General features: G+C 65.8%; 30 protein-coding genes. 20 read left to right on the top strand and 10 right to left on the bottom strand.

All coding sequences use genetic code 11. The features are described 5' to 3' along the window. Window positions 1–182 precede the first annotated feature (182 nt). The 16 genes from rpsB to HT579_16725 all read left to right on the top strand — a co-directional run bounded on the left by rpsB (window position 183) and on the right by HT579_16725 (window position 15,172). Window positions 183–926 carry a 30S ribosomal protein S2 gene (gene rpsB / locus HT579_16800; protein ID QKS30428.1) on the top strand — a complete coding sequence of 248 codons (744 nt, stop codon included), beginning with the start codon at window positions 183–185 and terminating at the stop codon, window positions 924–926. Window positions 927–1,071: 145 nt separating this feature from the next. Next, on the top strand, window positions 1,072–1,968 hold the full coding sequence (locus HT579_16795) for an elongation factor Ts (protein ID QKS30427.1): 897 nt from the start codon (window positions 1,072–1,074) through the stop codon (window positions 1,966–1,968). A gap of 27 nt (window positions 1,969–1,995) precedes the next feature. Next, window positions 1,996–2,718 carry a UMP kinase gene (locus tag HT579_16790; protein QKS30426.1) on the top strand — a complete coding sequence of 241 codons (723 nt, stop codon included), beginning with the start codon at window positions 1,996–1,998 and terminating at the stop codon, window positions 2,716–2,718. A gap of 12 nt (window positions 2,719–2,730) precedes the next feature. Then, window positions 2,731–3,291: a ribosome recycling factor gene (frr, locus tag HT579_16785; protein QKS30425.1), complete on the top strand. Its 561-nt coding sequence runs from the start codon at window positions 2,731–2,733 to the stop codon at window positions 3,289–3,291. 23 nt (window positions 3,292–3,314) lie between these two features. Next, a complete protein-coding gene (gene uppS / locus HT579_16780) occupies window positions 3,315–4,109 on the top strand; it encodes a di-trans,poly-cis-decaprenylcistransferase (GenBank protein QKS30424.1) in 795 nt (264 codons plus the stop codon). Beyond that, window positions 4,102–4,938 (top strand): phosphatidate cytidylyltransferase, encoded by an 837-nt coding sequence (locus tag HT579_16775; GenBank protein ID QKS30423.1) that lies wholly within the window; start codon window positions 4,102–4,104, stop codon window positions 4,936–4,938. Before uppS ends, HT579_16775 begins: the two co-directional genes overlap by 8 nt. A 14-nt stretch (window positions 4,939–4,952) precedes the next feature. Then, a complete protein-coding gene (locus HT579_16770) occupies window positions 4,953–6,143 on the top strand; it encodes a 1-deoxy-D-xylulose-5-phosphate reductoisomerase (protein QKS31682.1) in 1,191 nt (396 codons plus the stop codon). Next, window positions 6,140–7,507 carry an RIP metalloprotease RseP gene (gene rseP, locus HT579_16765; GenBank protein QKS30422.1) on the top strand — a complete coding sequence of 456 codons (1,368 nt, stop codon included), beginning with the start codon at window positions 6,140–6,142 and terminating at the stop codon, window positions 7,505–7,507. Before HT579_16770 ends, rseP begins: the two co-directional genes overlap by 4 nt. A gap of 4 nt (window positions 7,508–7,511) precedes the next feature. Next, a complete protein-coding gene (gene bamA / locus HT579_16760) occupies window positions 7,512–9,797 on the top strand; it encodes an outer membrane protein assembly factor BamA (protein ID QKS30421.1) in 2,286 nt (761 codons plus the stop codon). 15 nt (window positions 9,798–9,812) lie between these two features. After that, the gene (locus tag HT579_16755) at window positions 9,813–10,331 is read left to right on the top strand and encodes an OmpH family outer membrane protein (GenBank protein ID QKS30420.1); all 519 of its coding nucleotides are present in this window, start codon (window positions 9,813–9,815) and stop codon (window positions 10,329–10,331) included. 18 nt (window positions 10,332–10,349) lie between these two features. After that, complete coding sequence (gene lpxD, locus HT579_16750; GenBank protein QKS30419.1) at window positions 10,350–11,381, top strand: UDP-3-O-(3-hydroxymyristoyl)glucosamine N-acyltransferase; 1,032 nt, start codon at window positions 10,350–10,352, stop codon at window positions 11,379–11,381. Window positions 11,382–11,386: 5 nt separating this feature from the next. Then, entirely contained in the window at window positions 11,387–11,824 is a 438-nt protein-coding gene (fabZ, locus tag HT579_16745) for a 3-hydroxyacyl-ACP dehydratase FabZ (protein QKS31681.1), read from the top strand. A gap of 19 nt (window positions 11,825–11,843) precedes the next feature. Further along, window positions 11,844–12,614 carry an acyl-ACP--UDP-N-acetylglucosamine O-acyltransferase gene (gene lpxA, locus HT579_16740; protein ID QKS30418.1) on the top strand — a complete coding sequence of 257 codons (771 nt, stop codon included), beginning with the start codon at window positions 11,844–11,846 and terminating at the stop codon, window positions 12,612–12,614. Next, a complete protein-coding gene (lpxB, locus tag HT579_16735) occupies window positions 12,611–13,798 on the top strand; it encodes a lipid-A-disaccharide synthase (protein ID QKS30417.1) in 1,188 nt (395 codons plus the stop codon). Before lpxA ends, lpxB begins: the two co-directional genes overlap by 4 nt. Then, window positions 13,776–14,375, top strand: coding sequence for a ribonuclease HII (gene rnhB / locus HT579_16730; protein QKS30416.1), 600 nt, complete (start codon window positions 13,776–13,778; stop codon window positions 14,373–14,375). Before lpxB ends, rnhB begins: the two co-directional genes overlap by 23 nt. Then, window positions 14,372–15,172, top strand: coding sequence for an RNA methyltransferase (locus HT579_16725; protein ID QKS30415.1), 801 nt, complete (start codon window positions 14,372–14,374; stop codon window positions 15,170–15,172). The genes rnhB and HT579_16725 overlap by 4 nt, the downstream gene beginning before the upstream one ends. Before the next feature lie 99 nt (window positions 15,173–15,271). Here the strand turns inward: HT579_16725 and nifS are convergent, their stop codons facing one another. The 10 genes from nifS to nifE all read right to left on the bottom strand — a co-directional run bounded on the left by nifS (window position 15,272) and on the right by nifE (window position 22,612). Then, window positions 15,272–16,480 carry a cysteine desulfurase NifS gene (gene nifS / locus HT579_16720; protein ID QKS30414.1) on the bottom strand — a complete coding sequence of 403 codons (1,209 nt, stop codon included), beginning with the start codon at window positions 16,478–16,480 and terminating at the stop codon, window positions 15,272–15,274. 24 nt (window positions 16,481–16,504) lie between these two features. Beyond that, complete coding sequence (nifU, locus tag HT579_16715) at window positions 16,505–17,389, bottom strand: Fe-S cluster assembly protein NifU (protein ID QKS30413.1); 885 nt, start codon at window positions 17,387–17,389, stop codon at window positions 16,505–16,507. Window positions 17,390–17,399: 10 nt separating this feature from the next. After that, entirely contained in the window at window positions 17,400–17,726 is a 327-nt protein-coding gene (locus HT579_16710) for an iron-sulfur cluster assembly accessory protein (GenBank protein QKS30412.1), read from the bottom strand. Window positions 17,727–17,921: 195 nt separating this feature from the next. Next, a complete protein-coding gene (gene fdxB, locus HT579_16705; protein QKS30411.1) occupies window positions 17,922–18,218 on the bottom strand; it encodes a ferredoxin III, nif-specific in 297 nt (98 codons plus the stop codon). Between the two features lie 4 nt (window positions 18,219–18,222). Next, window positions 18,223–18,432, bottom strand: coding sequence for a hypothetical protein (locus HT579_16700; protein QKS30410.1), 210 nt, complete (start codon window positions 18,430–18,432; stop codon window positions 18,223–18,225). Between the two features lie 10 nt (window positions 18,433–18,442). Beyond that, window positions 18,443–18,928, bottom strand: coding sequence for a NifX-associated nitrogen fixation protein (locus HT579_16695; GenBank protein QKS30409.1), 486 nt, complete (start codon window positions 18,926–18,928; stop codon window positions 18,443–18,445). Further along, on the bottom strand, window positions 18,925–19,362 hold the full coding sequence (locus HT579_16690) for a SoxR reducing system RseC family protein (protein ID QKS30408.1): 438 nt from the start codon (window positions 19,360–19,362) through the stop codon (window positions 18,925–18,927). The genes HT579_16695 and HT579_16690 overlap by 4 nt, the downstream gene beginning before the upstream one ends. Next, a complete protein-coding gene (locus HT579_16685) occupies window positions 19,359–19,778 on the bottom strand; it encodes a nitrogen fixation protein NifX (protein ID QKS30407.1) in 420 nt (139 codons plus the stop codon). Before HT579_16685 ends, HT579_16690 begins: the two co-directional genes overlap by 4 nt. Window positions 19,779–19,791: 13 nt before the next feature. After that, complete coding sequence (gene nifN, locus HT579_16680) at window positions 19,792–21,195, bottom strand: nitrogenase iron-molybdenum cofactor biosynthesis protein NifN (GenBank protein ID QKS30406.1); 1,404 nt, start codon at window positions 21,193–21,195, stop codon at window positions 19,792–19,794. Next, window positions 21,188–22,612 (bottom strand): nitrogenase iron-molybdenum cofactor biosynthesis protein NifE, encoded by a 1,425-nt coding sequence (gene nifE / locus HT579_16675; protein QKS30405.1) that lies wholly within the window; start codon window positions 22,610–22,612, stop codon window positions 21,188–21,190. The genes nifN and nifE overlap by 8 nt, the downstream gene beginning before the upstream one ends. A gap of 259 nt (window positions 22,613–22,871) precedes the next feature. On the opposite strand from nifE, the gene HT579_16670 reads away from it, so the two are divergent. The 4 genes from HT579_16670 to modC all read left to right on the top strand — a co-directional run bounded on the left by HT579_16670 (window position 22,872) and on the right by modC (window position 26,071). Next, on the top strand, window positions 22,872–23,420 hold the full coding sequence (locus HT579_16670; GenBank protein QKS30404.1) for a nitrogen fixation protein NifQ: 549 nt from the start codon (window positions 22,872–22,874) through the stop codon (window positions 23,418–23,420). Window positions 23,421–23,497: 77 nt separating this feature from the next. Then, window positions 23,498–24,241 (top strand): molybdate ABC transporter substrate-binding protein, encoded by a 744-nt coding sequence (gene modA, locus HT579_16665; GenBank protein ID QKS30403.1) that lies wholly within the window; start codon window positions 23,498–23,500, stop codon window positions 24,239–24,241. Between the two features lie 91 nt (window positions 24,242–24,332). Further along, complete coding sequence (gene modB, locus HT579_16660) at window positions 24,333–25,004, top strand: molybdate ABC transporter permease subunit (protein ID QKS30402.1); 672 nt, start codon at window positions 24,333–24,335, stop codon at window positions 25,002–25,004. Further along, window positions 25,001–26,071 (top strand): molybdenum ABC transporter ATP-binding protein, encoded by a 1,071-nt coding sequence (modC, locus tag HT579_16655; GenBank protein QKS30401.1) that lies wholly within the window; start codon window positions 25,001–25,003, stop codon window positions 26,069–26,071. Before modB ends, modC begins: the two co-directional genes overlap by 4 nt. Window positions 26,072–26,202 lie beyond the last annotated feature (131 nt).

The following is a 26,202-nucleotide window of genomic DNA, read 5'->3' as shown; positions in this document are numbered from 1 at the left end:
TCTTTGCTGGCCCGTGCCGGCAAGCAAGGAAGTGTGTGCCGTTCGCGGTACGCCCGGGTGGCCGAGGTGGCCAGCCCCAATACGCACATCCGCCTGTTCAAGGGTGTCTGCCGTGCAGCTGATGAGGGCAGGCTGTAGCTGGGCGGATGGTGGTCCAACCCTGATAGAGAAGGCCAAGATCCATGTCCACAACGATGCGCCAGATGCTGGAGGCCGGTGTTCATTTCGGTCATCAGACACGCTTCTGGAACCCCAAGATGGCGCCGTACATTTTCGGCGCGCGCAACAAGATCCACATCGTCAACCTCGAGCAGACGCTGGCCAAGTACAACGAAGCGATGAGCTTCGTGCGCAAGCTGTCGGCCAACAAGGGAACGATCCTCTTCGTCGGCACCAAGCGCCAGGCTCGCGAAATCATGGCCGAAGAGGCGACTCGCTGCGCTTCCCCGTATGTCGACCAGCGCTGGCTGGGCGGCATGCTGACCAACTTCAAGACGATCAAGCAGTCGCTCAAGCGCCTGAAGGAGCTGGAGCTGATGTGCGAGGACGGATCTCTCGACCGGCTCGGCAAGAAAGAGGCGCTGATGCTGACGCGCGAGCTGGACAAGATGCACAAGTCGATCGGCGGCATCAAGGAGATGGCGTCGCTGCCCGATGCGCTGTTCGTCATTGACGTCGGTTACCACAAGATCGCCATCACCGAGGCGGTCAAGCTGGGTATCCCGGTGGTCGCGGTGGTCGACACCAACCACTCGCCCGATGGCGTGGACTACGTCATTCCCGGCAACGACGATTCTTCGCGCGCGATCCGCCTCTACGCCCGCGGTGTTGCCGATGCCGTGCTCGAAGGCCGCAGCCAGTTCGTCGAGGAACTGGTCGATGTCGTCGCCGGGGACGAGTTCTTCGAGGAAGAGGCGGGCGACTGATCCTGCCCGCAGGCCCTGCCGGCGGCAGTCCATGCCGGGTGGCAGGTGGGCTCGCGGCGGCACAGCCGCGAGCGCTGTTACTGGTTACCGTACTGAATGACGGGTGCTGCGGCCAGCCGGCCGGCACCTGCAAGTGGAGAAAGAAATGGCGGAAATTACCGCAAGCATGGTCAAGGAATTGCGCGAGAGAACCGACGCGCCGATGATGGAGTGCAAGAGGGCGTTGACAGAAGCCGGCGGCGACATCGGGAAGGCGGAAGAGATCCTGCGCGTCAAGCTCGGATCGAAGGCGAGCAAGGCTGCCAGCCGCATCACTGCCGAGGGCGTCGTGGCGATCCAGCGGACGCCCGATGGCAAGCTCGGTGCCATCGTCGAAATCAACTGCGAGACCGACTTCGTCGCCAAGAACGACGAGTTCCTGCGCCTGGCGAGCGACTGTGCCGGCCTCGTGCTGCGCGAGAGCCCGCCTGACGTCGCTGCTCTCGCGTCGCTGCCCATGGGCGACGGCACGGTCGAATCGACGCGTACGGCGCTGGTCGGCAAGATCGGCGAGAACATGTCGATTCGTCGCTTCGTCCGCGTCCCCGCCACCGGCAAGCTCGCTTCCTATGTGCATGGCGGTGCGAAGATCGGCGTCCTCGTCGATTACAGCGGCGGCGACGATCAGCTCGGCAAGGATCTGGCGATGCACATCGCGGCGGCGAAGCCGAAGGCACTCGATGCCTCGGGCATCGACGCCGAGTTGATCGACAGCGAACGCCGGATCGCGGCGGAGAAGGCGCGTGAAGCGAACAAGCCCGAAGCGATGATCGAAAAGATCGTGGACGGCTCGGTACAGAAGTTCCTGAACGAGGTGACCCTGCTCGGGCAGGTGTTCGTCAAGGCCGAGGACGGCAAGCAGACGATCGCCCAGTTGCTGAAGAGCAAGGGGGCGTCGGTCGCCGGCTTCACTCTGTTCGTCGTTGGCGAGGGTCTCGCCAAACGTTCGAACGATTTTGCCGCCGAAGTGGCGGCGCAGGCTGCCGCTGCCGCCCAGAGGTAGCCCCTGACCGAAGGAGCCAAGAAGCCGATGTCAGCCCAGTCACCGAGGTACCGTCGCATTCTCCTCAAACTCTCCGGCGAAGCGCTCATGGGTGGCGATGCCTACGGTATCAATCGGCAGACCATCGCCGGCATCGTGTCCGAGATCAAGGCGATCGTCGACCTCGGCGTGCAGGTCGGTGTGGTCATCGGTGGTGGCAACATCTTTCGCGGTGTGGCGCCGGCGGCGCGCGGCATGGACCGCGCGCAGGCCGACTACATGGGCATGCTGGCAACGGTGATGAACGGTCTCGCACTGCACGATGCGATGCGTTCCGCGGGGATGGCGTCGCGCGTGCAGTCGGCTTTGAACATCGAGCAGGTGGTCGAGCCGTACATTCGGGCGAAAGCCATCCGCTATCTGGAGCAGGGGCGGACGGTGATCTTTTCCGGCGGCACGGGCAATCCGTTCTTCACTACCGATACCGCGGCGGCACTGCGCGGGGCAGAGATCGGGGCCGAAATCGTTCTCAAGGCAACCAAGGTGGACGGCATCTACTCGGCCGACCCGCTGAAGGATCCGCACGCCGTCCGTTATGACCGGATCAGTTTCGACGACGCGATCGCGCGCAATCTGGCGGTGATGGATGCAACGGCATTCGCTCTCTGTCGTGACCAGAAGCTGCCGATCAATGTCTTCTCGATATTCAACCCGGGGGCGCTGCAGCGGGTCACGATGGGCGACAATGAAGGCACCCTGGTCTATTGCTGATGGGAGTGGCAAATGGCGATAGCAGAAGTCAAGAAAACGGCTGAGCACAAGATGCAGCGATCGGTCGAGGCACTCAAGACGGACCTGGCCAAGGTACGTACCGGGCGCGCCCACATCGGCCTGCTCGATCATGTGCATGTCGAGTATTACGGCTCCTCGGTGCCGATCAACACGGTGGCCAACGTCACTCTGATCGATTCCCGGACTCTTGGCGTCCAGCCATGGGAGAAGAACATGCTGGCCAAGCTCGAGAAGGCGGTGCGGGACTGCGACCTCGGTCTCAATCCTTCTGCACAGGGAGACCTGATCCGCGTGCCGATGCCGCCGTTGACCGAGGAGCGTCGTCGTGACCTGATCAAGGTGGTGAAGGGTGAGGGAGAGGCTGCCAAGGTGGCGGTGCGCAACCTTCGCCGTGACGCGATTGCGACGCTGAAGGAAATGCTCAAGAACAAGGAGTGTTCCGAGGACGACGAGCACCGTGCTCAGGACGAGATCCAGAAGCTGACCGACCGTTACGTGGCGGAGATCGACAAGCAGCTCAGCCACAAGGAAACCGAGCTGATGGCGATCTGACCGTTGCCGACGAGGTAATCAGAATGCAGCGCTTTGCCAGCTCGACGCGCGATGTTCCGCCAGCACTGGCCGTCCCCAGGCATGTGGCGATCATCATGGATGGCAATGGGCGCTGGGCGAAGAAGCACATGTTGCCGCGCTTCGCCGGTCATCGGCGCGGGGTCCAGACGGTGCGCACGATGGTCCGCTGCTGCCTCGAACGTGGCATCGAGTACCTGACCCTTTTTGCCTTCAGCTCGGAGAACTGGCGCCGACCGCAGGACGAGGTGTCGCTGCTGATGCAACTGTTCGTCCGCGTTCTCAAGGAAGAGGTCAGGAAGCTCGATCGCAACGGCGTGCGCCTGCGCGTGATTGGCGATCTGGCGCGTTTCGAGCCCGACCTGCAGGCGCTGATCGACGCCTCCGAGCAACGGACGGCGGCCAACACTCGCCTCGTCCTGTCGATCGCTGCCAACTATGGCGGCCGCTGGGACATCCTGCAGGCGACCAGACGCATGCTGCTGGAAAACCCGGAGCGCAGGGGCGACTGGGATGAGGCCGACCTGACACCGCACTTGGCGATGAGCTATGCGCCGGAACCCGATCTCTTCATTCGTACCGGCGGTGAGCAGCGGATCAGCAATTTCCTCCTCTGGCAACTGGCCTATTCCGAGCTCTACTTCACCGAGGTGCTGTGGCCGGAGTTCGACGCGCTCGCTTTCGACGCCGCACTGGCCTGGTATCGGCAGCGCGAACGCCGCTTCGGGCGCACCAGCGAGCAGTTGCTGGGTGCACTGCCGGCATCGGCGCAGGCGACGGGTCCGCGAGTCGATGCTTAGGACGCGGGTAGTCACCGCGGTCGTCCTGCTTGCGGCTTTCCTGTTGGCGCTGTTCCATCTGCCGCCGCTCGGCTGGCTGCTTTTCGTCACCGCGGTCGCCGCGCTGGCGGCTTGGGAGTGGGGGGCGTTGATGCAGCTCGCGGGCGCGCCAAGGATCGCGCTCGGCTTCGCGCTGACGGTGATCTGTCTGCTGGTGGCCATCGCCGAGCCGGCGGCGGTCGGCCTGTCGGCGGGGGGCACCGACTCGGCGTGGCGGCTGGGCGCTGCCTTCTACCTGCCGGCGGTGGTCTTCTGGTTGCTGCTGGCACCGGTCTGGCTGCAGCGGCGCTGGCCTCTTGCCCGGACGATCCCGGCGCTGGCGACCGGAGCCGTCCTGCTGCTGCCCCTCTGGCTGGCGCTGGTCCAGTTGCGGCAGGCCGGTCCGCTGACGCTGCTGGGGATCATGGCCGTGGTCTGGCTGGCGGACATCGGCGCCTATTTCAGCGGTCGTCGCTTCGGCAGGCACAAGCTGGCGCCGGCAATCAGTCCCGGGAAGACCTGGGAAGGAGCGGTCGGCGGTGGCCTGCTGGTGCTGGCCTATGGTCTGCTGCTGTCGTCGAGCCTGCCGGCGGCGCTGGCCGGCAACCTGCTGCTGCTGGTCCCCGTTCTGCTGCTGTTGACGGCGATCAGCATCGTCGGCGACCTGTTCGAGTCCCTGCTCAAGCGGCAGGCGGGCCTCAAGGACAGCAGCAACCTGTTGCCCGGGCACGGCGGGGTGCTCGACCGCATCGACAGCCTCACCTCGACCATGCCGCTGGTCGCACTCGTCTGGCTGGTGACAAGGGCTTGAGCGCCGGCGGCAACCTGATGCAGAGGCTGACGATTCTTGGCTCGACCGGTTCGATCGGCGTCAGCACGCTGGATGTGGTGCGGCGCCATCCCGATCTGTACCGGGTCGTCGCGCTCTGTGCGCATCGGCAGAGTGACCGCCTCTACGAGCAATGCCTGGAGTTCCGGCCGCAGTACGCGGTCGTCGGCGACGAGGCGCTGGCAGCCGGACTGGCTGGGCGCCTTCGCGATGCCGGCTGCACCACTGCCGTCAGCCATGGTCCGGCGGCCCTGTTGCGCATGGCACAACTGCCCGAGGTCGATGCCGTCATGGCGGCGATCGTCGGCGCTGCGGGACTGCCGCCGACCCTCGCGGCGGCAGTTGCCGGCAAGAAGATCCTGCTGGCGAACAAGGAGGCGCTGGTGATGGCCGGCGCAGTCTTCATGCGTGCCGTGCGCGACAACGGCGCCACGCTGCTGCCGATCGACAGCGAGCACAACGCGATTTTCCAGTCGCTGCCCGCCGACTATGCAGGTGATCCGCAGGCGAGCGGTGTGCTCGGTCTGTGCCTGACGGCCTCGGGCGGGCCGTTCCGTGACCGTCCGCTGGCGGATCTCGGCGCGGTCGGTCCGGACGAAGCCTGTTCGCACCCGAACTGGGTGATGGGCCGGAAGATTTCGGTCGATTCGGCGACGATGATGAACAAGGGGTTGGAGGTGATCGAGGCCCGCTGGCTGTTCAATCTCCCGGCGGAGCGGATCCAGGTCATCATCCATCCGCAGAGCATCATCCATTCGCTGGTCCAGTATGCCGACGGCTCGGTGATCGCCGAGCTCGGCAATCCGGACATGCGGACGCCGATCGCGCATGCGCTCGCCTATCCACGGCGCATTGCCGCCGGCGTGGCGCCGCTCGATCTGTGTGCCATCGCGGGTCTGCACTTCGAGTGCCCGGATTTGGCGCGCTTCCCTTGTCTGGCACTGGCCTATCGCGCGCTGCGCGCAGGCGGTACGGCGTCGGCGACCCTCAATGCGGCGAACGAGGTGGCGGTAGAGGCCTTCCTCGCGGGTCGCATCGGCTTCACCGTGATCCCGCGGCTGATCGAGGAAGTCATGGACCAGTTGCCGGCCGGCCGTGAGCCCGCTTCGCTCGCCGAGGTGCTGGCAGCCGACCGGGCGGCGCGCCAGGCTACCGAGCAGTGCATGGCCGCTGGCGTCTGCGCATGAGCGGCTTTCTCTACTATCTCGTCGCTTTTGCCGTCGTGCTCGGCATCCTCGTCATCGTGCACGAGTTCGGCCACTATCTCGCGGCCCGCTGGGCGGGGGTCAGGGTAGTGCGTTTTTCGGTCGGCTTCGGGCGACCGCTGTTCGTGCGACGCTGGGGTCGCGATGACACCGAATGGGCCATCGCCGCCTTTCCGCTCGGCGGCTATGTCAAGATGCTCGACGAGCGCGAAGGCGAAGTGGCGCCTGCCGAACTGCACCGCAGCTTCAATCGGCAGCCGGTCGCGCGCCGGATGGTGATCGTCGCCGCTGGGCCGGCGGCGAACTTCATTCTGGCTGTGCTGCTCTACTGGGGCCTGTTCTGGTACGGCAGCGAGGAGTTCAGGCCGATCCTCGGTCCGCCGGCGTTGTCGAGTCCGGCCGCAGCCGCCGGACTCGACGACGGCGAGCAGGTGCTGCGGGTCGGTGGCGAGCCGGTGCAGACCTGGCAGGAGATGCGCTGGCTGCTGCTGCGAAGGGCGGTCGATCACGATCAGGTCGACCTCGAGTTGCTCAACCCGCGGCAGGAGATAATCGTTCGCCGCCTCGATCTGGCGGTCGTGCGGCAATCCGGTTGGGAGGGGGATGCGCTCGAGAGGCTGGGCTTGCGACTCTACCGGCCGCGCCTGCCGCCGATCGTCGGCAGCGTCAGCGCCGGGAGCGCAGCCGAGGCCGCCGGGCTGCAGGCGGGTGACGAGATCCTGGATATCGATGGTGAGCCGATCGACAGTTGGGCGGAACTGGTCAGTGTCGTTCGCCGTTCGCCGGGACAGACGCTGCAGGTGGAGATTCTCCGCCACGGGTTGCCGCAGCGGCTGGCGGTGAGGCCGTCGACGGTCGAGGAACAGGGGCGGAAGATCGGTCGCATCGGTGCCGCGGTACGCGACGGCGGGCAGACGCGCGAGCAGATGATGGTCACCGTTCGCTACGGACCGGTGTCGGCGCTGGGCAAGGCATTCGCCGAGACCTGGGACAAGTCGGCATTCACCCTGGTGATGATCGGTCGCATGATCACGGGCGAAGTTTCGTGGCGCAACCTGAGTGGGCCGGTGACCATCGCCGACTATGCCGGCCAGTCGGCGAAGCTCGGCGTCGACTACTATCTAAAGTTCCTGGCACTGGTGAGCATCAGCCTCGGCGTCCTCAACCTGCTGCCGATCCCGATTCTGGATGGCGGGCATTTGCTGTATTATCTGGTGGAAATAATCAAGCGCGGGCCCCTTTCCGAGCGCGCGATGGAGATCGGCCAACAGATCGGGCTGACCTTGCTGCTCATGCTCATGGCGTTCGCCTTCTACAACGACATCAACCGCTTGTTCTCCGGCTGAGCTTATGAAGAAAAACCTGCTCGCAGGTCTGTTGGCCTCTCTCCTTGCCTCCGCAGCGGTGGCGATCGAGCCGTTCACCGTGCGCGACATCCGCGTCGAGGGAATTCAGCGCGTCGAGGCCGGCACGGTCTTCAGCTATCTGCCGGTCAAGGTCGGCGAGACGATGACCGACGAGAAGGCTGCGCAGGCGATCAAGGCGCTGTTTGCCACCGGCTTCTTCAAGGATGTCCGCATCGAGATGGATGGCGGGGTGGTGATCGTCGTCGTCGAGGAGCGCCCGGCGATCGCGCAGATCGATTTTGTCGGCCTGAAGGAGTTCGACAAGGACCAGTTGATCAAGGGACTGAAGGAAGTGGGCGTCGCCGTCGCGCGGACCTTCGACCGGGCAACGCTGGAGAAGGCCGAGCAGGAGCTGAAGAGGCAGTATCTGACGCGCGGCAGGTACGCGGTGACGATCACGACGACCGTCACACCACTCGAGCGCAACCGGGTGGCGATCAACTTCACCATCGACGAGGGTGAGCCGGCGAGCATCCGGCAGATCAACATCGTCGGCGCCAATGCCATTCGCGAGAAGGACCTGCTGGCCGTCATGCAGCAGAAGACGGGTGGCTGGATCAGCTGGTACACCAAGGACAACCAGTACTCGCGGCAGAAGTTGTCCGCGGACCTCGAGACGCTGCGCTCGTACTACCTGGATCGCGGCTATCTCGAATTCAGCGTCGAGTCGACGCAGGTGTCGATCACGCCCGACAAGAAAGAGATCTACATCACGATCAGCATCAACGAAGGGGAGCGTTATCTCGTCTCCTCGGTGAAGCTGGCCGGCGACCTGACGTTGCCCGAAGAGGAGTTCAGGAAGCTGGTGAAGATCCGGGCGGGCGAGGTCTTCTCGCGCGAGCGGTTGAACGAGAGCACCAAGGCGATCACCGACAAGCTTGGCCATCAGGGTTACGCCTTCGCCAACGTCAATGCGGCACCGGAACTCGACAAGGAGAAGCGGCAGGTGGCTTTCACCATCTTCGTCGATCCCGGCAAGCGCACCTACGTCCGCCGCGTCAATATCACCGGCAACAGCAAGACGCGTGATGAAGTGATCCGGCAGGAGATGCGTCAGATGGAGGGCGCCTGGTACGATGCCGACCGGGTCGCCAAGTCACGCGAGCGGATCGATCGCACCGGCTACTTCAACGAAGTCAACGTCGAGACGCCGCCGGTGCCGGGAAGCATCGACCAGGTCGACGTCAACGTCAACGTTGCCGAGAAGTCGACCGGCAACATCTCGATCGGTGCCGGCTATTCGACGGCCGAGAAAGTCATTCTCTCGGGATCGATCTCGCAGTCCAACATCTTCGGCAGCGGCAAGCACCTCGGTCTGCAGATCAATACCGGCAAGCTGAACCGCACGCTGGGCATCAATTACACCAACCCCTATTTCACCGTCGATGGCATCAGCCAGGGCTTCGATGCCTACTACCGCACGCTCAACCCGACCTCGCTTGGCTATGCCTTCCAGTCCACGTCGTGGGGTGGCGGCATCCGCTTCGGTTTTCCGCTGGACGAGAAGGACATGCTCAACGTCGGGCTGGCGATCGACCAGACGACGATCGACATCACGCCGATCACCATCGCGACGCCGATCCAGTACATCCAGTTCCAGAGGGAGCACGGCGACTCGAACATCACGCTGCCGGCGACCGTGTCGTGGACCCGCGACACGCGCAACAGTGCGATCTACACCACCAGTGGTGGCGTCCAGAAGGCGGGAGTCGAGGTCGCGATACCGGGTGTCGATCTTTCCTTCTACCGCCTGACCTATTCCAACCAGCAGTATTTCTCGCTGACCAAGGACCTGATCCTGATGCTCTACGGCGAGCTGGGTTACGCGGACGGGCTCGAGGGGCAGACACTGCCGTTCTACAAGAACTTCTACGCCGGCGGCGTCGGCTCGGTCCGTGGCTTCGAGACGGCGAGTCTGGGGCCGGTGGACCCGCTCTATCCCGATACGCGCCTCGGCGGTACGCGCAAGGTGGTCCTCAACGCCGAACTGCTGATGCCTTTCCCGGGCTTCGACAAGGCACTGCGCCTCGGGCCATTCGTCGATGCGGGCAATGTCTTCAATGAAACCGGCTATACCATCTCGGAAGGCGGTCTGCGTTGGTCGGTGGGCCTGACGGCGGCCTGGATTTCGCCGCTTGGCCCACTGAAATTCAGTTACGGGCAGCCTATCGGCATCGAGAAGAATGATAAGATCCAGAAGTTTCAGTTTCAGATGGGTACGACCTTTTGATCCGGGAGAACTAGCTTGAAGAGAACGATTGCCACGCTGCTCGGAGTCCTGCTTGCCGCGCTGCCCTTTGCCGGTACCTCGGCGGCCGAGCTGAAGGTGGGATACGTGAATACGCAGCGGCTGTTCCGCGATGCGCCGGCAGCGGTCAAGGCGGCGAAGAAGATCGAACAGGAGTTCTCCAAGCGTGACCAGGATCTGCAGCGGTTGGCGAAGCAGGTCCAGGGTCTGCAGGAGTCGCTCGAGAAGGGCGGGCCGACCATGGCCGAGTCGGAGAGACGCGCCAAGGAGAAGGACCTGGCCGAGTTGTCGCGCGAATTCCAACGCAAGCAGCGCGAGTTCCGAGAGGATCTCAACCTGCGCCAGAACGAGGAAAACGCAGCGATCATCGAGAAGGCCAACAAGGCGATCAAGCAGCTCGCCGACAGCGAGCGGTATGACCTGATCGTCCAGGACGTCGTCTGGGTCAGTCCGCGGCTCGACATCACGGACAAGGTCATCAAGGCACTGTCGGAATCCAGGGACGCGGCGAAGTAGTCCACACCAGCGCCACCGATGGCGGCCGGTTTGCGACTGGACGAGATCGTCGCCCGTCTTGGCGGTGTGCTGCAGGGCGACGGGTCGCTCGTCGTGTCGCAGGTCGGCACGCTGCAGTCGGCGCGGGCGGGCGAGATTGCCTTCCTAGCCAATCCGAAGTACCGCGCGCAGCTGCAGACGACGCTGGCATCGGCGGTCATCGTGCCGCCGCAGTTTGCCGCCGAGACCGAACTGCCGCGGATCGTGCACCAGAATTCGTACGCCTACTACGCGCGCGTCGTTGGCCTGCTGAATCCGCCGGCAGCCCGCCGGCCGGGTGTCCATCGCGGTGCCGTGGTGCACTCGCCGGTGCCGGCATCGGCCTGCATCGGCGAGAATGTCGTCGTCGGCAGGGGGGTGCAACTCGGCGACAACGTGACGCTGCAGCCCGGTTGCGTGATTGGCGACGGGGTGGCGATCGGCGACGATTCGCTGCTGCATCCGAACGTCGTCGTCTACGATCACTGCGTGATCGGCAGGCGGGCGATCATCCATTCGGGGGCGGTGATCGGCTCCGACGGCTTCGGTTTTGCCAAGGAGGGCGAGCGCTGGATCAAGATCCCGCAGATCGGCCGGGTGGTGATCGGCGATGATGTCGAGATCGGAGCCAACACCTCGATCGACCGTGGCGCGCTCGACGACACGCTGATTGCCGACGGAGTCAAGCTCGACAACCAGATTCAGGTCGGCCACAACTGCAGCATCGGCGAGAACGCCGCGATGGCCGGCTGCGTCGGCATCGCCGGCAGCACGCGTATCGGTCGGCGGTGCACCATTGGCGGCGCCGGCATGATCAGCGGCCACCTGGAACTCGGCGACGACGTGCACATTTCCGGCGGCACCCTGGTCGCCCGCAGTCTGAGCCGACCGGGGCAGTACACGGGGGTCTTCCCGCTCGATGAACATGCCGACTGGTTGCACAATGCGGCGCAGCTCAGACGCCTGGCCAGGCTCGTCGAACGGGTCGCCGAACTTGAAAAGAAGGTCAAACTGATGGAGATGAAATCTTGAACGCAATGGATATCAAGGCAATCCTCGAGCACCTGCCGCATCGCTATCCGTTCCTGCTGGTCGATCGTGTCCTCGATTGCCAGCCCGGCCGGTCGATCCATGCGTACAAGAACGTGACGATCAACGAACCGTTCTTTCCCGGGCACTTCCCGCATCATCCGGTGATGCCGGGCGTGCTGATCACCGAGGCGCTGGCACAGGCCGCCGGCATCCTGTCATTCCGCAGTCTCGGCGAGAAGCCCGACCTGCACTCGCTCTTCTTCTTCGTCGGCATCGACAAGGCGCGCTTCAAGAAGACGGTGACCGCGGGCGACCAACTCCATCTGCACGTCAGCATCCAGCGCCAGTTTCGCAACATCTGGAAGTTCGAGGCGCGGGCGGTGGTCGATGGCGAGACGGTCGCCGAAGCCGAGCTGATGTGCGCCAAGAGCAACATCGCCTGAGATTCCGGAAGCGGCCGCCATGATCCACCAGACAGCCATCATCCATGCCGGCGCGCGACTCGGGGCGAACGTGACGGTCGGCGCCTATTCGATCATCGGTGAGCACGTCGAGATTGGCGACAACACGACCATCGGGCCGCACGTCGTCGTCACCGGGCGCACGCGTATCGGTTGCGACAACCGGATCTACCAGTTCGCGTCACTCGGTGAGGTGCCGCAGGACAAGAAGTACGGCGGCGAGCCGACGTGCCTCGAGATCGGTGACCGCAACACGATCCGCGAGTTCTGCACCTTCAACATCGGTACGGCGCAGGATGTCGGCATCACCCGTGTCGGTGACGACAACTGGATCATGGCCTACGTGCATATCGCGCATGACTGCCAGGTCGGCAACCGCACGATCTTTGCCAACAATGCGCAACTCGCGGGTCACGTCCATATCGGGGACTGGGCGATCCTTGGCGGTTTCGCCGGCGTGCACCAGTTCTGCCGCGTTGGCGCGCACAGCATGATCGCTGCCGGATCGGTCGTCATCCAGGACGTTCCACCCTATGTCATGGCTGCCGGCAACAGCGCCGGCCCCTACGGCATCAACGCCGAGGGCCTGAAACGGCGAGGCTTCTCGCCGGAGGCACTGCTGACGCTGAAACGTGCCTACCGCACCATCTACAAGTCGGGCCTGATGCTCGAGGAAGCGCGCGCCAAGCTGCAGGATGAGGTCAAGGCTCATCCCGAGATCCAGCCGTTGCTCGACTTCCTCGCCGTTTCGAGGCGCGGCATCATCCGATGACCGCTGGCGTGGTCCGGATCGCGCTGGTGGCCGGTGAGGCATCGGGCGACCTCCTGGCCAGCCAGCTCATCGAGGCCATCCGTAGCCGGCTGCCGCAGGCGGTGTTCTTCGGCATCGGCGGTCCGCGGATGCTGGGCAAGGGCTTCGACTCCTGGTACCCGCTCGAGAAGCTGGCGGTGCGCGGCTACGCCGAGGTGCTGCGCCACTTTCGCGAGATCGTTGCCATCCGTCGCGGTCTGCGACGGCGCCTGCTGGCCGACCCGCCGGACGTTTTCATCGGCGTCGATGCGCCCGATTTCAACCTTGGTCTGGAGCGGGCACTGAAGCGGCGCGGCGTGACGACCGTCCATTACGTCAGTCCGTCGATCTGGGCCTGGCGTGGTGAGCGCATCCACAGGATCGGCGCCGCCGTCTCGCGTGTCCTCGCACTGTTTCCCTTCGAACCGGCGATCTACGAGCGACAGGGGATTCCCGTCAGCTATGTCGGTCATCCGCTCGCCGACATGCTGCCGCTCGACGATGCGCGTGACGCGACGCGTGAACTCCTGGGCTTTCCCGAACAGCAGGCCGTCTTTGCGCTGTTGCCGGGCAGCCGGCAGTCGGAGTTGCAGTACATGGCCGATACCTTCATCGAGACCGCGCGCCGGATTCACCGGGCGATCCCCGATGCGGCCTTCGTCGTGCCGCTGGCGACGCGCGAGACGCGCGGCATGTTCGAGGCGGCGCGGCAGCGATGCGCCGCCGACGACCTGCCACTGCGTCTTCTGTTCGGCCACGCGCATCAGGCGATGATGGCTGCCGACGTCGTTCTCGTCGCCAGCGGGACGGCCACTCTCGAAGCGGCGCTGCTCAAGCGGCCGATGGTCATCGTCTACAAGATGGCGCCGTTCTCCGCCTGGCTGATGCGCCGCATCGGTGGCTACCTGCCCTATGTTGGCCTGCCGAACGTCCTCGCCGGCCGGTTCGTCGTTCCCGAGTTCATCCAGGAAGACGCGACGCCGGCGAACCTCGCCCAGGCCGCCCTCAACCTGTACGCGGACCGGGGCGTGCGCGCCGGTCTGCAGAGGCTCTTCCATTCACTGCACCTGCAGTTGCGGCAGAATGCCGCCGAGAAGGCCGCCCAGGCCGTCATCGGCTGCCTGCCGGCTGCGATCCGCGAGCATGCCGGCGCTGCTGCAGGCTGAGGGGCTCGCCTGCGGCGTCGATGAGGCAGGGCGCGGCCCATTGGCCGGCCCGGTTGTGGCCGCGGCGGTGATCCTCGATCCGCGGCGGCCGATTGCCGGCCTCGACGACTCGAAAAAGCTCAGCTCCGAGCGGCGCCTGCAACTGTCCGCCAGGATCCGTCTGCAGGCGCTTGCCTGGGCCGTCGCCGAGGCATCGGCCAGCGAGATCGACCGCCTCAACATCCTGCAGGCGACCCTGCTCGCCATGCAGCGGGCGGTCTGCGGCTTGGTCGAACGGCACGGCGTGCTGCCGGCGCAGATTCTGGTCGATGGCCAGCATTGCCCGTCATTTGCCTACCCGGCGCAGGCCGTCATCGGCGGCGACGGCCGCATCTGCCAGATCGCCGCGGCGTCGATCCTGGCGAAGACCGTCCGCGACGCCGGCATGCAGGAACTCCACGCCACCCATCCGCAGTATGGCTTCGATCGCCACAAGGGCTACCCGACGGCGGCGCATCTGCGGGCCCTGCAGGAGAACGGCCCGTGCCCGCAGCATCGGCGCAGCTTTGCCCCGGTCGCCCGCCTGCTGCGGGCATGAAGCGCATCAGCTCGCGCGACAATGCGCATTTCCGCGAACTGAAGCGGCTGCAAGCGAGCGCTCGCGAGAGGCGCCGCAGCGGCCGCCTGTTGCTCGACGGCATGCACCTCATCAGCGCCTACCAGCAGCGTTGCGGCAGCCCGGCCGAGATCGTCCTCAGCGACAGCGGCGCCGCGCGGGCGGAGATCGTCGACTATCTGGCGAGTTGCCCGGCAGCCGTGCCGATCATCCAGTTGCCCGATTCCCTGTGGGCCGAGCTGGCACTGGTCGACACGCCGAGCGGCATCATGGCCGTCGCAGCCTGGCCGCAGCCGGCAACGGCGATCGATCTGGCGGCCGATGCGGTCGCGCTCGACGGTGTTCAGGACCCCGGCAACGTCGGCTCGATCCTGCGCAGCGCGGCGGCGGCCGGCTTTCGCCAGATCCTGTTGTCGGCAGACTGCGCCCAGGCGTGGTCGCCGAAGACGCTGCGCGCCGGCATGGGCGCCCATTTCCAGCTCGACATCCACGAAGACGGCGACCTGCCCGCGTTTCTCGCCGCCTATCATGGGCAGAGCATCGCGACCGCCGTCGGCGCGACCGCAGACCTCTACTCAGCCGGACTGGCACGAGCCGTCGCCTGGGTCTTCGGCAGCGAAGGGCGGGGCTTGAGCGCTGCGGTGCTGGCGGCGACGAGTCTGCAGGTACGCATTCCGATGCCCGGCGTCTGCGAATCGCTCAACGTCGCCGCTGCCGCCGCAGTCTGTCTTTTCGAGACGGTCAGGCGACGGCATCGGGCCGCTGACGGCGACCGCTGACGGCGATGTCGTTTGCGGGCCGCCATCGGTCCGGCACGACATCCGCGGTCGCCGGCCGGACCTTGCCGGCGTTGGTGGCTGTGCCATCGTTCGGCGCGGTCAGGCGTACGCCGGCTGGAAGGCTTCTTCGGGGTGGGCCAGCGGTGCCTCTCCGCTCCAGTACGGAGAGAGCTTCCGCAACCTCGCGATCACTGGCGGGACGGCGGCGATGACGCGGTCCACTTCCTGGGCTGTGTTGTAGCGTGAGAGCGAAAGGCGTATCGTCCCGTGCGCGGCTGTATAGGGGATTGCCATCGCCCGCATGACGTGCGACGGCTCGAGGGAGCCCGAGGTGCAGGCCGATCCCGAGGAAGCTGCAATGCCCTCCTGGTTCAGGAGCAGCAGGATGGCTTCGCCTTCCACATACTCAAAGGCGATGCTCGTGGTGTTCGGCAGACGGTAGAGCGTGTCGCCATTGACGAAGGCGTTCCTGACGCTGCCGAGAATGCCCCGTTCGAGGCGGTCACGCAGGCGCTTGACGGTCGTGTTCTCTTCCGTCATGTACTGCTGGGCGAGTCCGCAAGCAACCCCCAGGCCGACGATCGAAGCCGAGTTCTCGGTACCAGCGCGTCGCCCGCGCTCCTGGTGACCGCCGCGCAGGAGTGGGCGGAAACGGGTATTGCGGCGCACATAAAGCACGCCGATACCCTTCGGTGCATGCAGCTTGTGGCCGGAGAGCGAGAGCATGTCGATCTTCGTCTTCTTCAGGTCGATGGCAACCTTGCCGACGGCCTGTACGGCGTCCGTGTGAAAGAGAATGCCTTGCGCGTGCGCCATCTCCGCCATCTCCTCGACGGGAAAGAGCGTACCCGTTTCATTGTTTGCCCACATCACGGAAACGATCGCCACGCGGTCGTCGAGCAGCGAAGCATACTCGTCGAGGTCGAGCCGTCCCTTGCGGTCGACGCGCAGGCGATGCACGACGCAGCCTTCCTTCTCGAGTGCGTTGCACAGGTTCAGGACCGCCGGGTGCTCGACCGTCGTGGTGATCACCGTCCGTCGTTCCGGATTGGCTTTCAACGCCGAGAGGATGGCGGTCGCGTCGGCCTCGGTGCCACAGGAATTGAACACGATTTCGCTGTCGTGCGCCGCGCCGAGCAGCGACTGGACCTGCGCGCGCGCCTGCGTGATCGCCTTGCCGACGTGGGATCCAAAGCTGTGGATCGACGAAGCATTGCCGAACTGCTCGGTAAAGAAGGGCAGCATCGCTGCCACGACGGCTGGATCACAGGCGGTCGTGGCATTGTTGTCCATGTAGATCGGTTGCATGGCTTCTCCCATCGAATGATGCCGCTACGCGCGGACCAGTGCGGCGACCGGCAGCACCTGCACCAGCTCGCCCAGCGTTTCACAGAGCTTCTGCTGCACGCCGCCGAGAGTGGCAGCCTGCATCGCACACCCCTGGCAGGCACCGCTGAGCTCGACGTAGATGTTCCTGCCATCGACCTCGACCAGGGTGACGTCGCCGTGGTCACGTTGCAGCAGGGGGCGGATCGCGTCCAGGGTCTCCTCGATCCTGCGGATCCGCTGGTAGTTGGTCAGTTTCGGCCTGCCGGGCGCGTCGCTGGTCGCCGGAGGCGCCTGGGTCGGCTTCACCGCTGCGGCGTAAAGCCGGCCATTGGCGGCGATCAGGATGTCCTCGATCTTCTCGTGACACGCCGAGCAGCCACCCCCGGCCTTGGTGTAGTTGGCCACTTCCTCGATCGTCCGCAAGCGGTTGGCGCGGACCGTGTCCTCGATCATCACGGTGTCGATGGCGAAGCACTTGCAGACCAGTTCACTCTCCTGGTGATCATCCTTCCAGCTCTCACCGCGATAGTCGGCAACCGCGGCCTGCAGCGCCTCACGCCCCATCACCGAACAGTGCATCTTTTCCGGCGGCAGTCCGTCGAGATAGTCGGCGATGTCCTGGTTGCTGACCTGCAGCGCTTCGTCCAGCGTCTTTCCCTTGATGATCTCGGTCAGCGCGGACGACGAGGCGATCGCCGAGCCGCAGCCGAAAGTCTGGAAGCGTGCATCGTCGATCACCTCGGTTTGCGGATTGACCCTGAGCATCAGTCGGAGCGCGTCACCGCACTTGATCGAACCGAAATCACCGATGGCGTTGGCGTCGTCGAGCGGCCCCGAGTTTCTCGGGTTGAAGAAATGCTCGCGCACCTTGTCGGAGTAGTCCCACATGGCGGTCTCCTCAGGCGGCGAACGACTGGCCGCAGGCGCAGGCGCCGACAACATTCGGGTTGTTGAACTGGAAGCCGGTGCGGGTGAGGCTATCGACGAAATCGATGCGCAGGCCGTCGAGCAGCGAGTGACTCAGCGGATCAACCAGCAGCGGGGCCGCGGCACCAATGTCGAGTGCCAGGTCGTCATCGGTCTTGTCCTGCTCGAGGCGAAGCCGGTATTGCAGGCCGGCGCAACCGCCGCCGCAGACAAAAATGCGCAGGCCGGCAATCGGCGCCTCGGTGGCCTTGATGAAGCGGCCGATCGCCTTCAGCGCGGCCGGGGTCAGGTGGATCATGAGGTGCTCTCCTTGAGACGGGGCGGGTTCCCTGGAGTGATCAAGGCAAGCTTCGTACCAGCTTGGTCGAGAACGCGCAACACCATGAAATTGAACGACTCATTGGCTTCCCTTCGCGGTCTGGCGGATGTCGCAAACCCGACACGCCGGACTGCGACGCGATTGCCGGCGGCCACGCCGACCGGCGCGTCGAGCTCATCCACTGGCAGCCTCGTAGGTGTAGCAGTCCTTCGGGCAGACGCGGCCGCAGGCACCGCAGCCGATGCAGTCGCCGCCGTTGACGATGGTCATCACCATCATTTCGTCGTCGTCATCGGCGTCATCGTCCGCCTCGGCCAGCAGTTGCTCGCTGCGCTCGACCAGATCGAGAACATTGCGTGGACAGACCTTGTAGCAGCGGCCGCAGCCGATGCACTTTTTCGGATCGAGAAAACTCACGAATTGCGGGATCCACTCGTCCCCGCCGCGGGTGCGTCCGGTGATGATGCCCATGTGCCTATCCTTTCAGGGCCGCCTGCAGCCGGGCATTGGCTTCCGCCCAAGCCTGGCACGCGAGGATCGTTGCCTGTGAGGTTTCCGGGAGCTCCTGCCAGGCCGCAGGCAAACCGTCCTCGACCAGATCGTGAAGCCTCGCCGCCTGCTCTGCGGCGAGGCGCTTGAGCTTCTTCACCTGCCGATCGAGTTCCCTGATTTCGTCTTCGCTCATCTTCCCACCCTCACAGACCGGCCACTTCGGGGAATCGGCCAATGACGCCGAGCGCCGCGGCGACATGCTTGTCGGCCTCACTCTTCATTTGCCGCAGCGACTCGAAGCCGAAGCGATGCACGTCGCGCAGCGTCCGATCCACGGCCACCAGCTTGCCGACCGTGATCAGCGCGCGTCCGAAGCCTTCATGGGTGACCTGCAGGAATGGCACCGCCATCTGTCCACATTCCTTTTCGATCAACACGGCGAGCGCGTTGTGGAAGGCCCTGACGCGGGCCAGCGTCGGCTCGTCGGGGTCGCCGACGGTCGGCAGCGCGCGTTTCTGCGCCTTGCTCACGACGTAGCCGGCGAGGATCGACGACGCCGGCTTGCCGTCCCACCGGCCATAGCTGTCGAGCGCCCGGGTCTGGCGCAGCATTTCCCGGATGAATTCGGTGGCATAGATTGGCGAATCAGCGGGCTCGATGCCGGATACGAGGGCAACACCGGTGCTCATGGGCATTCTCCGGGAAAAGGCTGGCTTGGACAGGTGACGGAAGCGGTTGGCTGCAGGCGATCGGCAAGCAGCCGGCGGTGCAGCAGTCGGACCAGCAACAGGCCGGTGACCAGGCCGATGGCGGCACCGAGCGCGGCGGCGGCGTCGCCGGCGAAGGACGACACGGCTGCGCCGAGCAGCAGCAGCAGGGCCGGGAGGAGATAGCCGATCGCCACCCCGAGCGCGAAATTCGCTTGATCCAGTTCGAGGAGCACCGGGTCGCCGACCGAGGCGTTCGGCGGTGCGACGATGCGGATGATTCGCCCGCCACCGTCAGCGCAGACGGGGCGTGCCCGGCAGCCCTGACAGCTCGAAGCAACGGCCATGCGTACGTCGGCTGAGTCGCCGTGCAGCGCGACCAGCCGGCCGCGGGCTTCCAGAAGGTCCGCCATCATTCCTCCCAGCCTTCGTCGAGCATGCGATCGAAGCGGGTGTCGTCGCCGTCGCGGCGGCGCCTCGCCCTGTCGACCCAGTCGATGCCGCCGGCGCGGATCGCCCGGCTGAGTTGCCGCAAGAGGAGGTCGATTCCCGTCTCGTCGTCGAGCCGTACTGGTTGCACGCCAGCGGCGAGCAGCTGCTTCACCGCCGAAGCGCCGGCGGCCAGGCAGTAGACGGCGCCGCAACCTGCCAGGGCAGCAACCCGTGCCGGCAGTCTGGCTTCGTTGGCATCCAGGGCAGCCGGCGGAAACTCGACAATCTCGACCAGTCGCGCCCGCTCACCGTCCACCGCATAGACGGCAAAGCCCTCGGCGGCGCCGAAGTGCTGGTTCACCGTGCTGCGATCGCTGCTGGCGAAGGCTACCCTGAGCATGTCCGGCGTCTCGCTAGTGGTGGACGAGGCCAGCGCCAGACGGCGCCCGCGCCAGCGCGTCGACGTCGCCGACACGGTAGATCGATCGGTGGACCGGAAGCTCATGGTGGTTCTCGCGGACGAGGTTGGCGATATCGAACAGGGCCTGCCGGGCGCCGCGATAGCCGACCCACGCCCGTGCATGGCCACCGACCCAGTCATACTGGGGGAAGCCGGCGCGCAACAGAGGTACCTGCAGGCGTTGCGCGCCGGGCGCGGCGTGCGAGTTGGCGACGACGAGCTGGGCGCGCTGCGCCCGTGCGGCATGTTCCAGGTCCTCGAGATCGCCGATGCGCACGCAGGCTGCCGGCAGATCGGCGAGTACGTCGGCATGCGTGGACGCGACAGCGGCGACGATCTCACCGCCGACGCCAGCGAGAAACTGCGCCAGCGCCAGCAGCAGATCGGGGTCAGCGGCGATGCCGATGCGCAGGAAGCCGGTCATGAAATGGGTGTCGACCATCGCGTCCTGCAGTTGCGCGCGTTGGCGCTCGATCACCGGAGGGACCGGCTGGCCCGAGATTTCAGAAAGTGCCAGGGTGAAGGCATCGCAGGCGTCGAGCCCGAGCAGATGATCGAAACGGCAATCCGGTACGCCACTGCGGGCGCGCAGCAGGTCGGCCGCCTTGTGCAGCGAACGACCAATGACGACGGTGGCGGCAGCTCCACCGAGCGTCGCGATGGCGGCTTTCGGCGTCCCGCCCAGCGTCAGCGGCGTACTGTCCTGATCGATCAGATGACCGTCGAGTGAATCGCCGAGGTCGGGCAGGAACACCGGCTGCAGACCGAAGGCCTCGATCCATTCCTTGATCGCTTCGACGTCGCCCGGCGTCAGCATCGACGACGCGAGGACGTTGACCTGCCTGCTGTCGCCCGCAGCCAGTGCTGGCCCGGGGCCGGCGGGAAGCAGCGTGTCGATGATCGCCTCGACGGCGAGGGCAAAGCCGGACTCGAGGCAGCCACGGTAGTCCGGCGTGTTCACCGGTACCACGGCGGTGCTCGCAAACTCCGGATGCCGGCGGCGGAACTCGCGCACCAGGCGTGCCACGTCGCAGCCCTGCGTCTCCGAGAGACCGGTCGTCGGCAGGCCGATGATCTCCGGCCGACTCTTCTCGCAGAGCACGCGCAGGCCCTCGATGACGTTCTCGTCGGCGCTCATGATGGTCGACACCTGATCCATCGCCGTCGTCTGCAACGGGATCGGTTCGCGGAAATGGCGTACCAGGAACACCTTGCCGAAAGCCGTACAGCCCTGCGAGCCGTGCAGCATCGGAATCGCCCGCCGCAGCCCGAGGAAGGCCAGGGCGGCGCCGATCGGCTGCCCGGCCTTGAGCGGATTCACCGCCAGTGGCTTGGCGCGCTTGAGGATTTCAGGCATCGGGCGCTCCGGCATCCGCCAGCGCGTCGCTCGCGGCCGCCGTGGCGTGCCACGGCGCCGGCGCCCGTACCTTTCGCCACACCGGCGACTCCAGCGTCAGCGCGAGCTGGCGCACCAGTTCCAGCATTCCGCCATAGCCAGCGTAGCCGAATTCCCTTTCCTGATTGATGTCGAGGAAGGGGATGCGGGCCTTCAGGGCGGTGTACAGGTTGCGCCCGCCGGCGATCAGGATGTCCGCCTGATGGTCCTTGTAGGCCTGCAGCAGTGCCTTCGGGCTGCCGTCGGTGATCATCTGCGTCGCCTCGCCCATGATCTCGCGGATGCGCGCCTTGTCCTCCTCGGTCGATTTGTTGGTGCCGGTGGCAACCACGGTCATGCCGAGGTCCTGCAACGCCGACACCACCGACCAGCTCTTGACGCCGCCGGTGTAGAGCAGTACTCGCTTGCCGGCGAGCCGCGCTTGCCAGGGTTCGAGGGCGGCGCGAGCGGAGCGCTCCTCGCGGGCGATCATCGCCTCGGTGCGCGCCGTCAGATCGCCGTCGCCGAGCACGCGGGCGAAGTCGCGGAAGGCCTGCGAGGTATCGCTGATGCCGTAGAAGCTGCCCTCGAAGAAGGGCACGCCGAAGTCGCTTTCGAGTTTGCGCGCGACATTGAGCAGCGCCTTGGCGCAGACCACCATCGACGCCTCTGCACGATGCATGGTCTGCACCTCATAGAAGCGTGCGTCGCCCGAGAGCGTGCACAGAATGCGCAGGCCCAGTTCGTCGAACAGCGGCGCGACGTGCCAGAACTCGCCGGCGATGTTGTATTCGCCGATGAGGTTCACATCGTGCACCCGAATGCCGGGCCGCTGCGCCGACGCCGCGACCGGTGCCGGCTCGCGAGTGCCGATCACGTACTTGAACATGGCTTCGCCGGCAATGCGATTGCCGAGATTCTTGGTGCCGTAGAAGCCGGCGCAGTCGACCGGTACCACCGGCACACCCCAGCGCGCGCTGGCCGCCCTGGCGACTGCCTCGAGATCGTCACCGATCAGCGCCGGAACGCAGGTGGAGTAGACGAAGACGGCCTGTGGCGCGTAGTCGTCGATCGCCTGCTTGATGGCCAGGAACAGGCGCTTCTCGCCACGGCCCATGATGACGTCCTGTTCGGTGAGGTCGGTGGTCATGCCGATACGGTAGAGCGTCGGGCCGGACGAGCGCGCGCCGCGGTTGTCCCAGGAGGCGCCAGAGCAGCCGATCGGCCCGTGCACGATGTGGGCGACGTCGGCAATCGGCAGCAGCGCGATCTGCGCGCCGTCGAACGAGCAGCCGCCTGCGGTCGCGCCCGGCTTGGTGCGCGCGCAGCCCGATTTTTGGTTCCTGTTGTGCGCACAGGCCGGCTCGCTCAGCAGTTGGGCAATTTCGGCTGTCTTCATGGCGTCATTCCTCTGTCCCCGCTCATGACGCAAGTGCCGTGCCACCGCTAAACGCCTGATTCCGCATCCTTGTCCCTTGGCCGGGTATTGTCGGGTTCGCGACATTGTCGCGTCGATCGACGCGGCTGAGCCCCTGCGGCCGGTCAAGGAACGAGCGCGGCAGGCCAGCGCCCGTGAGTGCCCGGGATCCGCTGCGACTGTCCCGCAGCTTGGCGTGAATCCTGCTTCAACTCGCTGGTCCGCCACCTGGGAGCCCTGCATGCTCAACCCGACCGACAAGCTGCCATGCCTGTGTCGCGGCGAGGAACTGCGCGCACTCGCCTTGCGTGGCGTCGTCGGTCAATCGCTGAAGGCGGACCGCCAGCCGTTGATCCGCGGCTTCCCGGACGATCGTCTGCAAGCGGTCCTGGCGGACCTTTTCCCCGGCAAGCGGTTCGCGGCGGCACCCGGGGTGAGTGCTCCCGACGCTGGCGGCGACGAGTTTGCCGATCTCCTCGACCTGTTGCTCGAACACCTGGCGCTGCCCGACGAGTCGGGCATCTGCCTGTGTCATGCCGTCGCGATGGCGGCAATGGGCGAGAACCATCTCTGGCAGGACATGGGCCTGCCCGACCGCCGGGCGCTTTCGCAACTGCTGCGCGACAACTTCCCCGTCCTGGCGGCGAAGAACATTGGCGACATGAAGTGGAAGAAGTTCTTCTACCGGCAGCTCTGCGAGCGAGCTGGCGTGCCGATCTGCAAGGCGCCGCATTGTGCCGAGTGCTGCGACCGCGTGCTCTGCTTCGGGCCCGAGGAAGGCTCAGGGTGATGCTGGCTTCCTTCTTGCTTGCATTCGGTACCGAGCACGGCATCCTGCCCGCTTCGGTCTTGGCACGAGGACTTCGCATGCTCCGTCAGCTTTCTCTCGCCGTCGTCCTATTGACCGCGGCATCGGTCCGTTCGGACGAGGTCAGCGTCGCCGTCGCGGCAAACTTCGCCGCGCCGATGCGGAAGATCGCGGCCGAATTCGAAAAGGACAGCGGTCACGCCATCGTTGCGTCGTTCGGCTCCACCGGCAAGTTCTACGCCCAGATCAAGGCCGGCGCACCCTTCGAAGTGCTGCTCGCGGCTGATGACGAAACCCCGGCGCGTCTGGAGAAGGAAGGCGACGGCGTTGCCGGCAGTCGCTTCACCTACGCCGTCGGCAAACTCGTGCTGTGGAGCCGGAAGGAGGGCTTCGTCGACGACCAGGGTGCAGTGCTGGGAAGGAACGGTTTCCAGCACCTGGCCCTGCCCAATCCCAGGCTCGCGCCCTACGGTGCCGCCGGCATCCAGGCGCTGCAGGCACTCGGCCTGCTCGACAGGCTGCAGTCGAAACTCGTCACGGCCGAGAACCTTGCCCAAACCTACCAGTTCGTTGCCTCCGGCAACGCCGAACTCGGTTTCGTCGCCCTCTCGCAGGTATACCGGGAGGGCCGCATCGCTGCAGGGTCGGGCTGGATCATACCGTCAAAGCTTCATGAGCCGATCCGCCAGGATGCGCTATTGCTAACCAGGGGGAAAGGCAGCCCGGGTCCGGCAGAGCTACTGAACTACCTGCGCAGCGACAAGGCCCGGTCGATCATCAGGTCGCACGGTTACGAACTGTGAGCATCACCGGAGCCGCGGCCGCAGCCCGTCTCGTGGTGACCACCGCGCCGCTGTTCCTGTCGCGGCGCGACGCCGCGGCGCTTCGAGGACCATGCTGAACCCCGCCGAACTCGCTGCGGTCTGGCTGACGCTCAAGCTGGCCGGGACGGCCACCGCCGTGCTGCTCCTGCTCGGCACGCCGCTGGCCTGGTGGCTGGCGCGCACGCGGCACTGGGCGAAAGGCCTGATCGGTGCCCTGGTCACGCTGCCACTGGTGCTGCCGCCAACGGTTCTCGGCTTCTACCTGCTGGTGCTGATGGGGCCGGATGGAATGCTCGGCCGCCTGCTGGCGGCGGGCGGGCTGCAACCGCTGCCCTTCACCTTCGCTGGCCTCGTCGTCGCCTCGGTAATCTACTCGCTGCCGTTCGTCGTGCAGCCGCTGCTGCAGGCCTTCGAGGCCATCGGCGAGCAGCCGCTGGAGGCGGCGGCGACGCTGCGTGCCAATCCCTGGGATAGCTTCTTCGCGGTGGTGTTGCCGCTCGCCCGGCCGGGTTTCATGACCGCGGCAATCCTCGGCTTCGCGCACACGGTGGGCGAGTTCGGCGTGGTCCTGATGATCGGCGGCAACATCCCGGGCAAGACGCAGGTGCTGTCGATGGCCATCTACAATCATGTCGAGGCGCTTGAGTACGAGGCCGCGCATCGGCTGGCTGCCGGCATGCTGGCTTTCTCGTTCACCGTCCTGCTGCTGCTCAACGCGCTGAAACCGGAGCGGATCCGTTGAGCATCCGGGCGCGCTTCCACCTGCCTTACCCGGCTTTCACCCTGGACGTCGATCTCGACCTGCCGGGACAGGGCATCACCGCCTTCTTCGGACGTTCCGGATCGGGCAAGACCACGCTGTTGCGCTGCATCGCTGGACTCGAAAAGGCCGCCGCCGGCTTCTTGGCGGTCAATGGCGAAACCTGGCAGGACGGCACGCGCCGGCTGCCCGTGCATCGCCGCCCGCTTGGCTACGTCTTCCAGGAGGCGCGATTGTTCCCGCATCTCGACGTCGCCGCCAATCTCGACTTCGGGCGCCGCCGGATCGCCGAGCAGCAGCGCCGCGTGTCGCTCGAACGGGCCGTCGAGTTGCTCGGCATCGGCCACCTGCTCGCAAGGCGGTGTGATCGCCTGTCGGGTGGCGAGCGCCAGCGCGTGGCGATTGCACGGGCGCTCGCCACCAGTCCACGCCTGCTGCTGATGGACGAGCCGCTGGCGGCGCTCGACCATGCGCGCAAGCAGGAGATCCTGCCGTACCTCGAGCAATTGCGCGACGAAATGGAGATTCCCGTCCTCTACGTGAGTCACGCCCCCGACGAGGTGGCGCGACTCGCCGACCATATCGTCGTCGTCGACGACGGCCGCGCCGTCACGCAGGGCCCGGTGGCCGAGGTCCTGGCACGCGTCGACCCACCGTTGCGCCTCGGCGACGATGCCGGTGTCGTCTTCTCCGGCACGGTGGTCGAACGGGACGCCGAGTGGCATCTCGCCCGGATTGTCTTCGCTGGCGGCGAAGTCTGGGTGCGCGACGGCGGTGCCGCTGTCGGGCGACGCGTGCGCCTGCGCATCCTGGCGCGCGACGTGAGCATCGCGCGCAGCCGTCACGACGACACCAGCATCATGAACCTGCTGCCGGCGACGGTGGTCAGCCATGTTGCTGAAGACCACCCAGCGGTCGCGCTGCTGCAGTTGCGCGTCGGCGAGACGCCGATGCTGGCACGCCTGACCCGGCACTCGGCCTCGCGCCTCGAACTCGCACCGGGGCAGCAGGTATGGGCTCAGGTCAAGGCGGTGGCGCTGGTCGGCTGAGTGCGCGGCAGGCGCCGTGCGCACCGCCGTGCAGCAGGCCGACAATTGCGTCGCAAACCCGACAATTCTCCGATCACAATCTGTAACACACTGATTTGCAATGGCTTGATTGCTGGCACTGGAATTGCAGG

It is taken from the genome of Candidatus Accumulibacter similis, from assembly GCA_013347225.1.
In the GTDB taxonomy this organism is placed as follows: Bacteria; Pseudomonadota; Gammaproteobacteria; order Burkholderiales; family Rhodocyclaceae; genus Accumulibacter; species Accumulibacter similis.
This window is presented reverse-complemented; position numbering and strand designations above follow the sequence as displayed.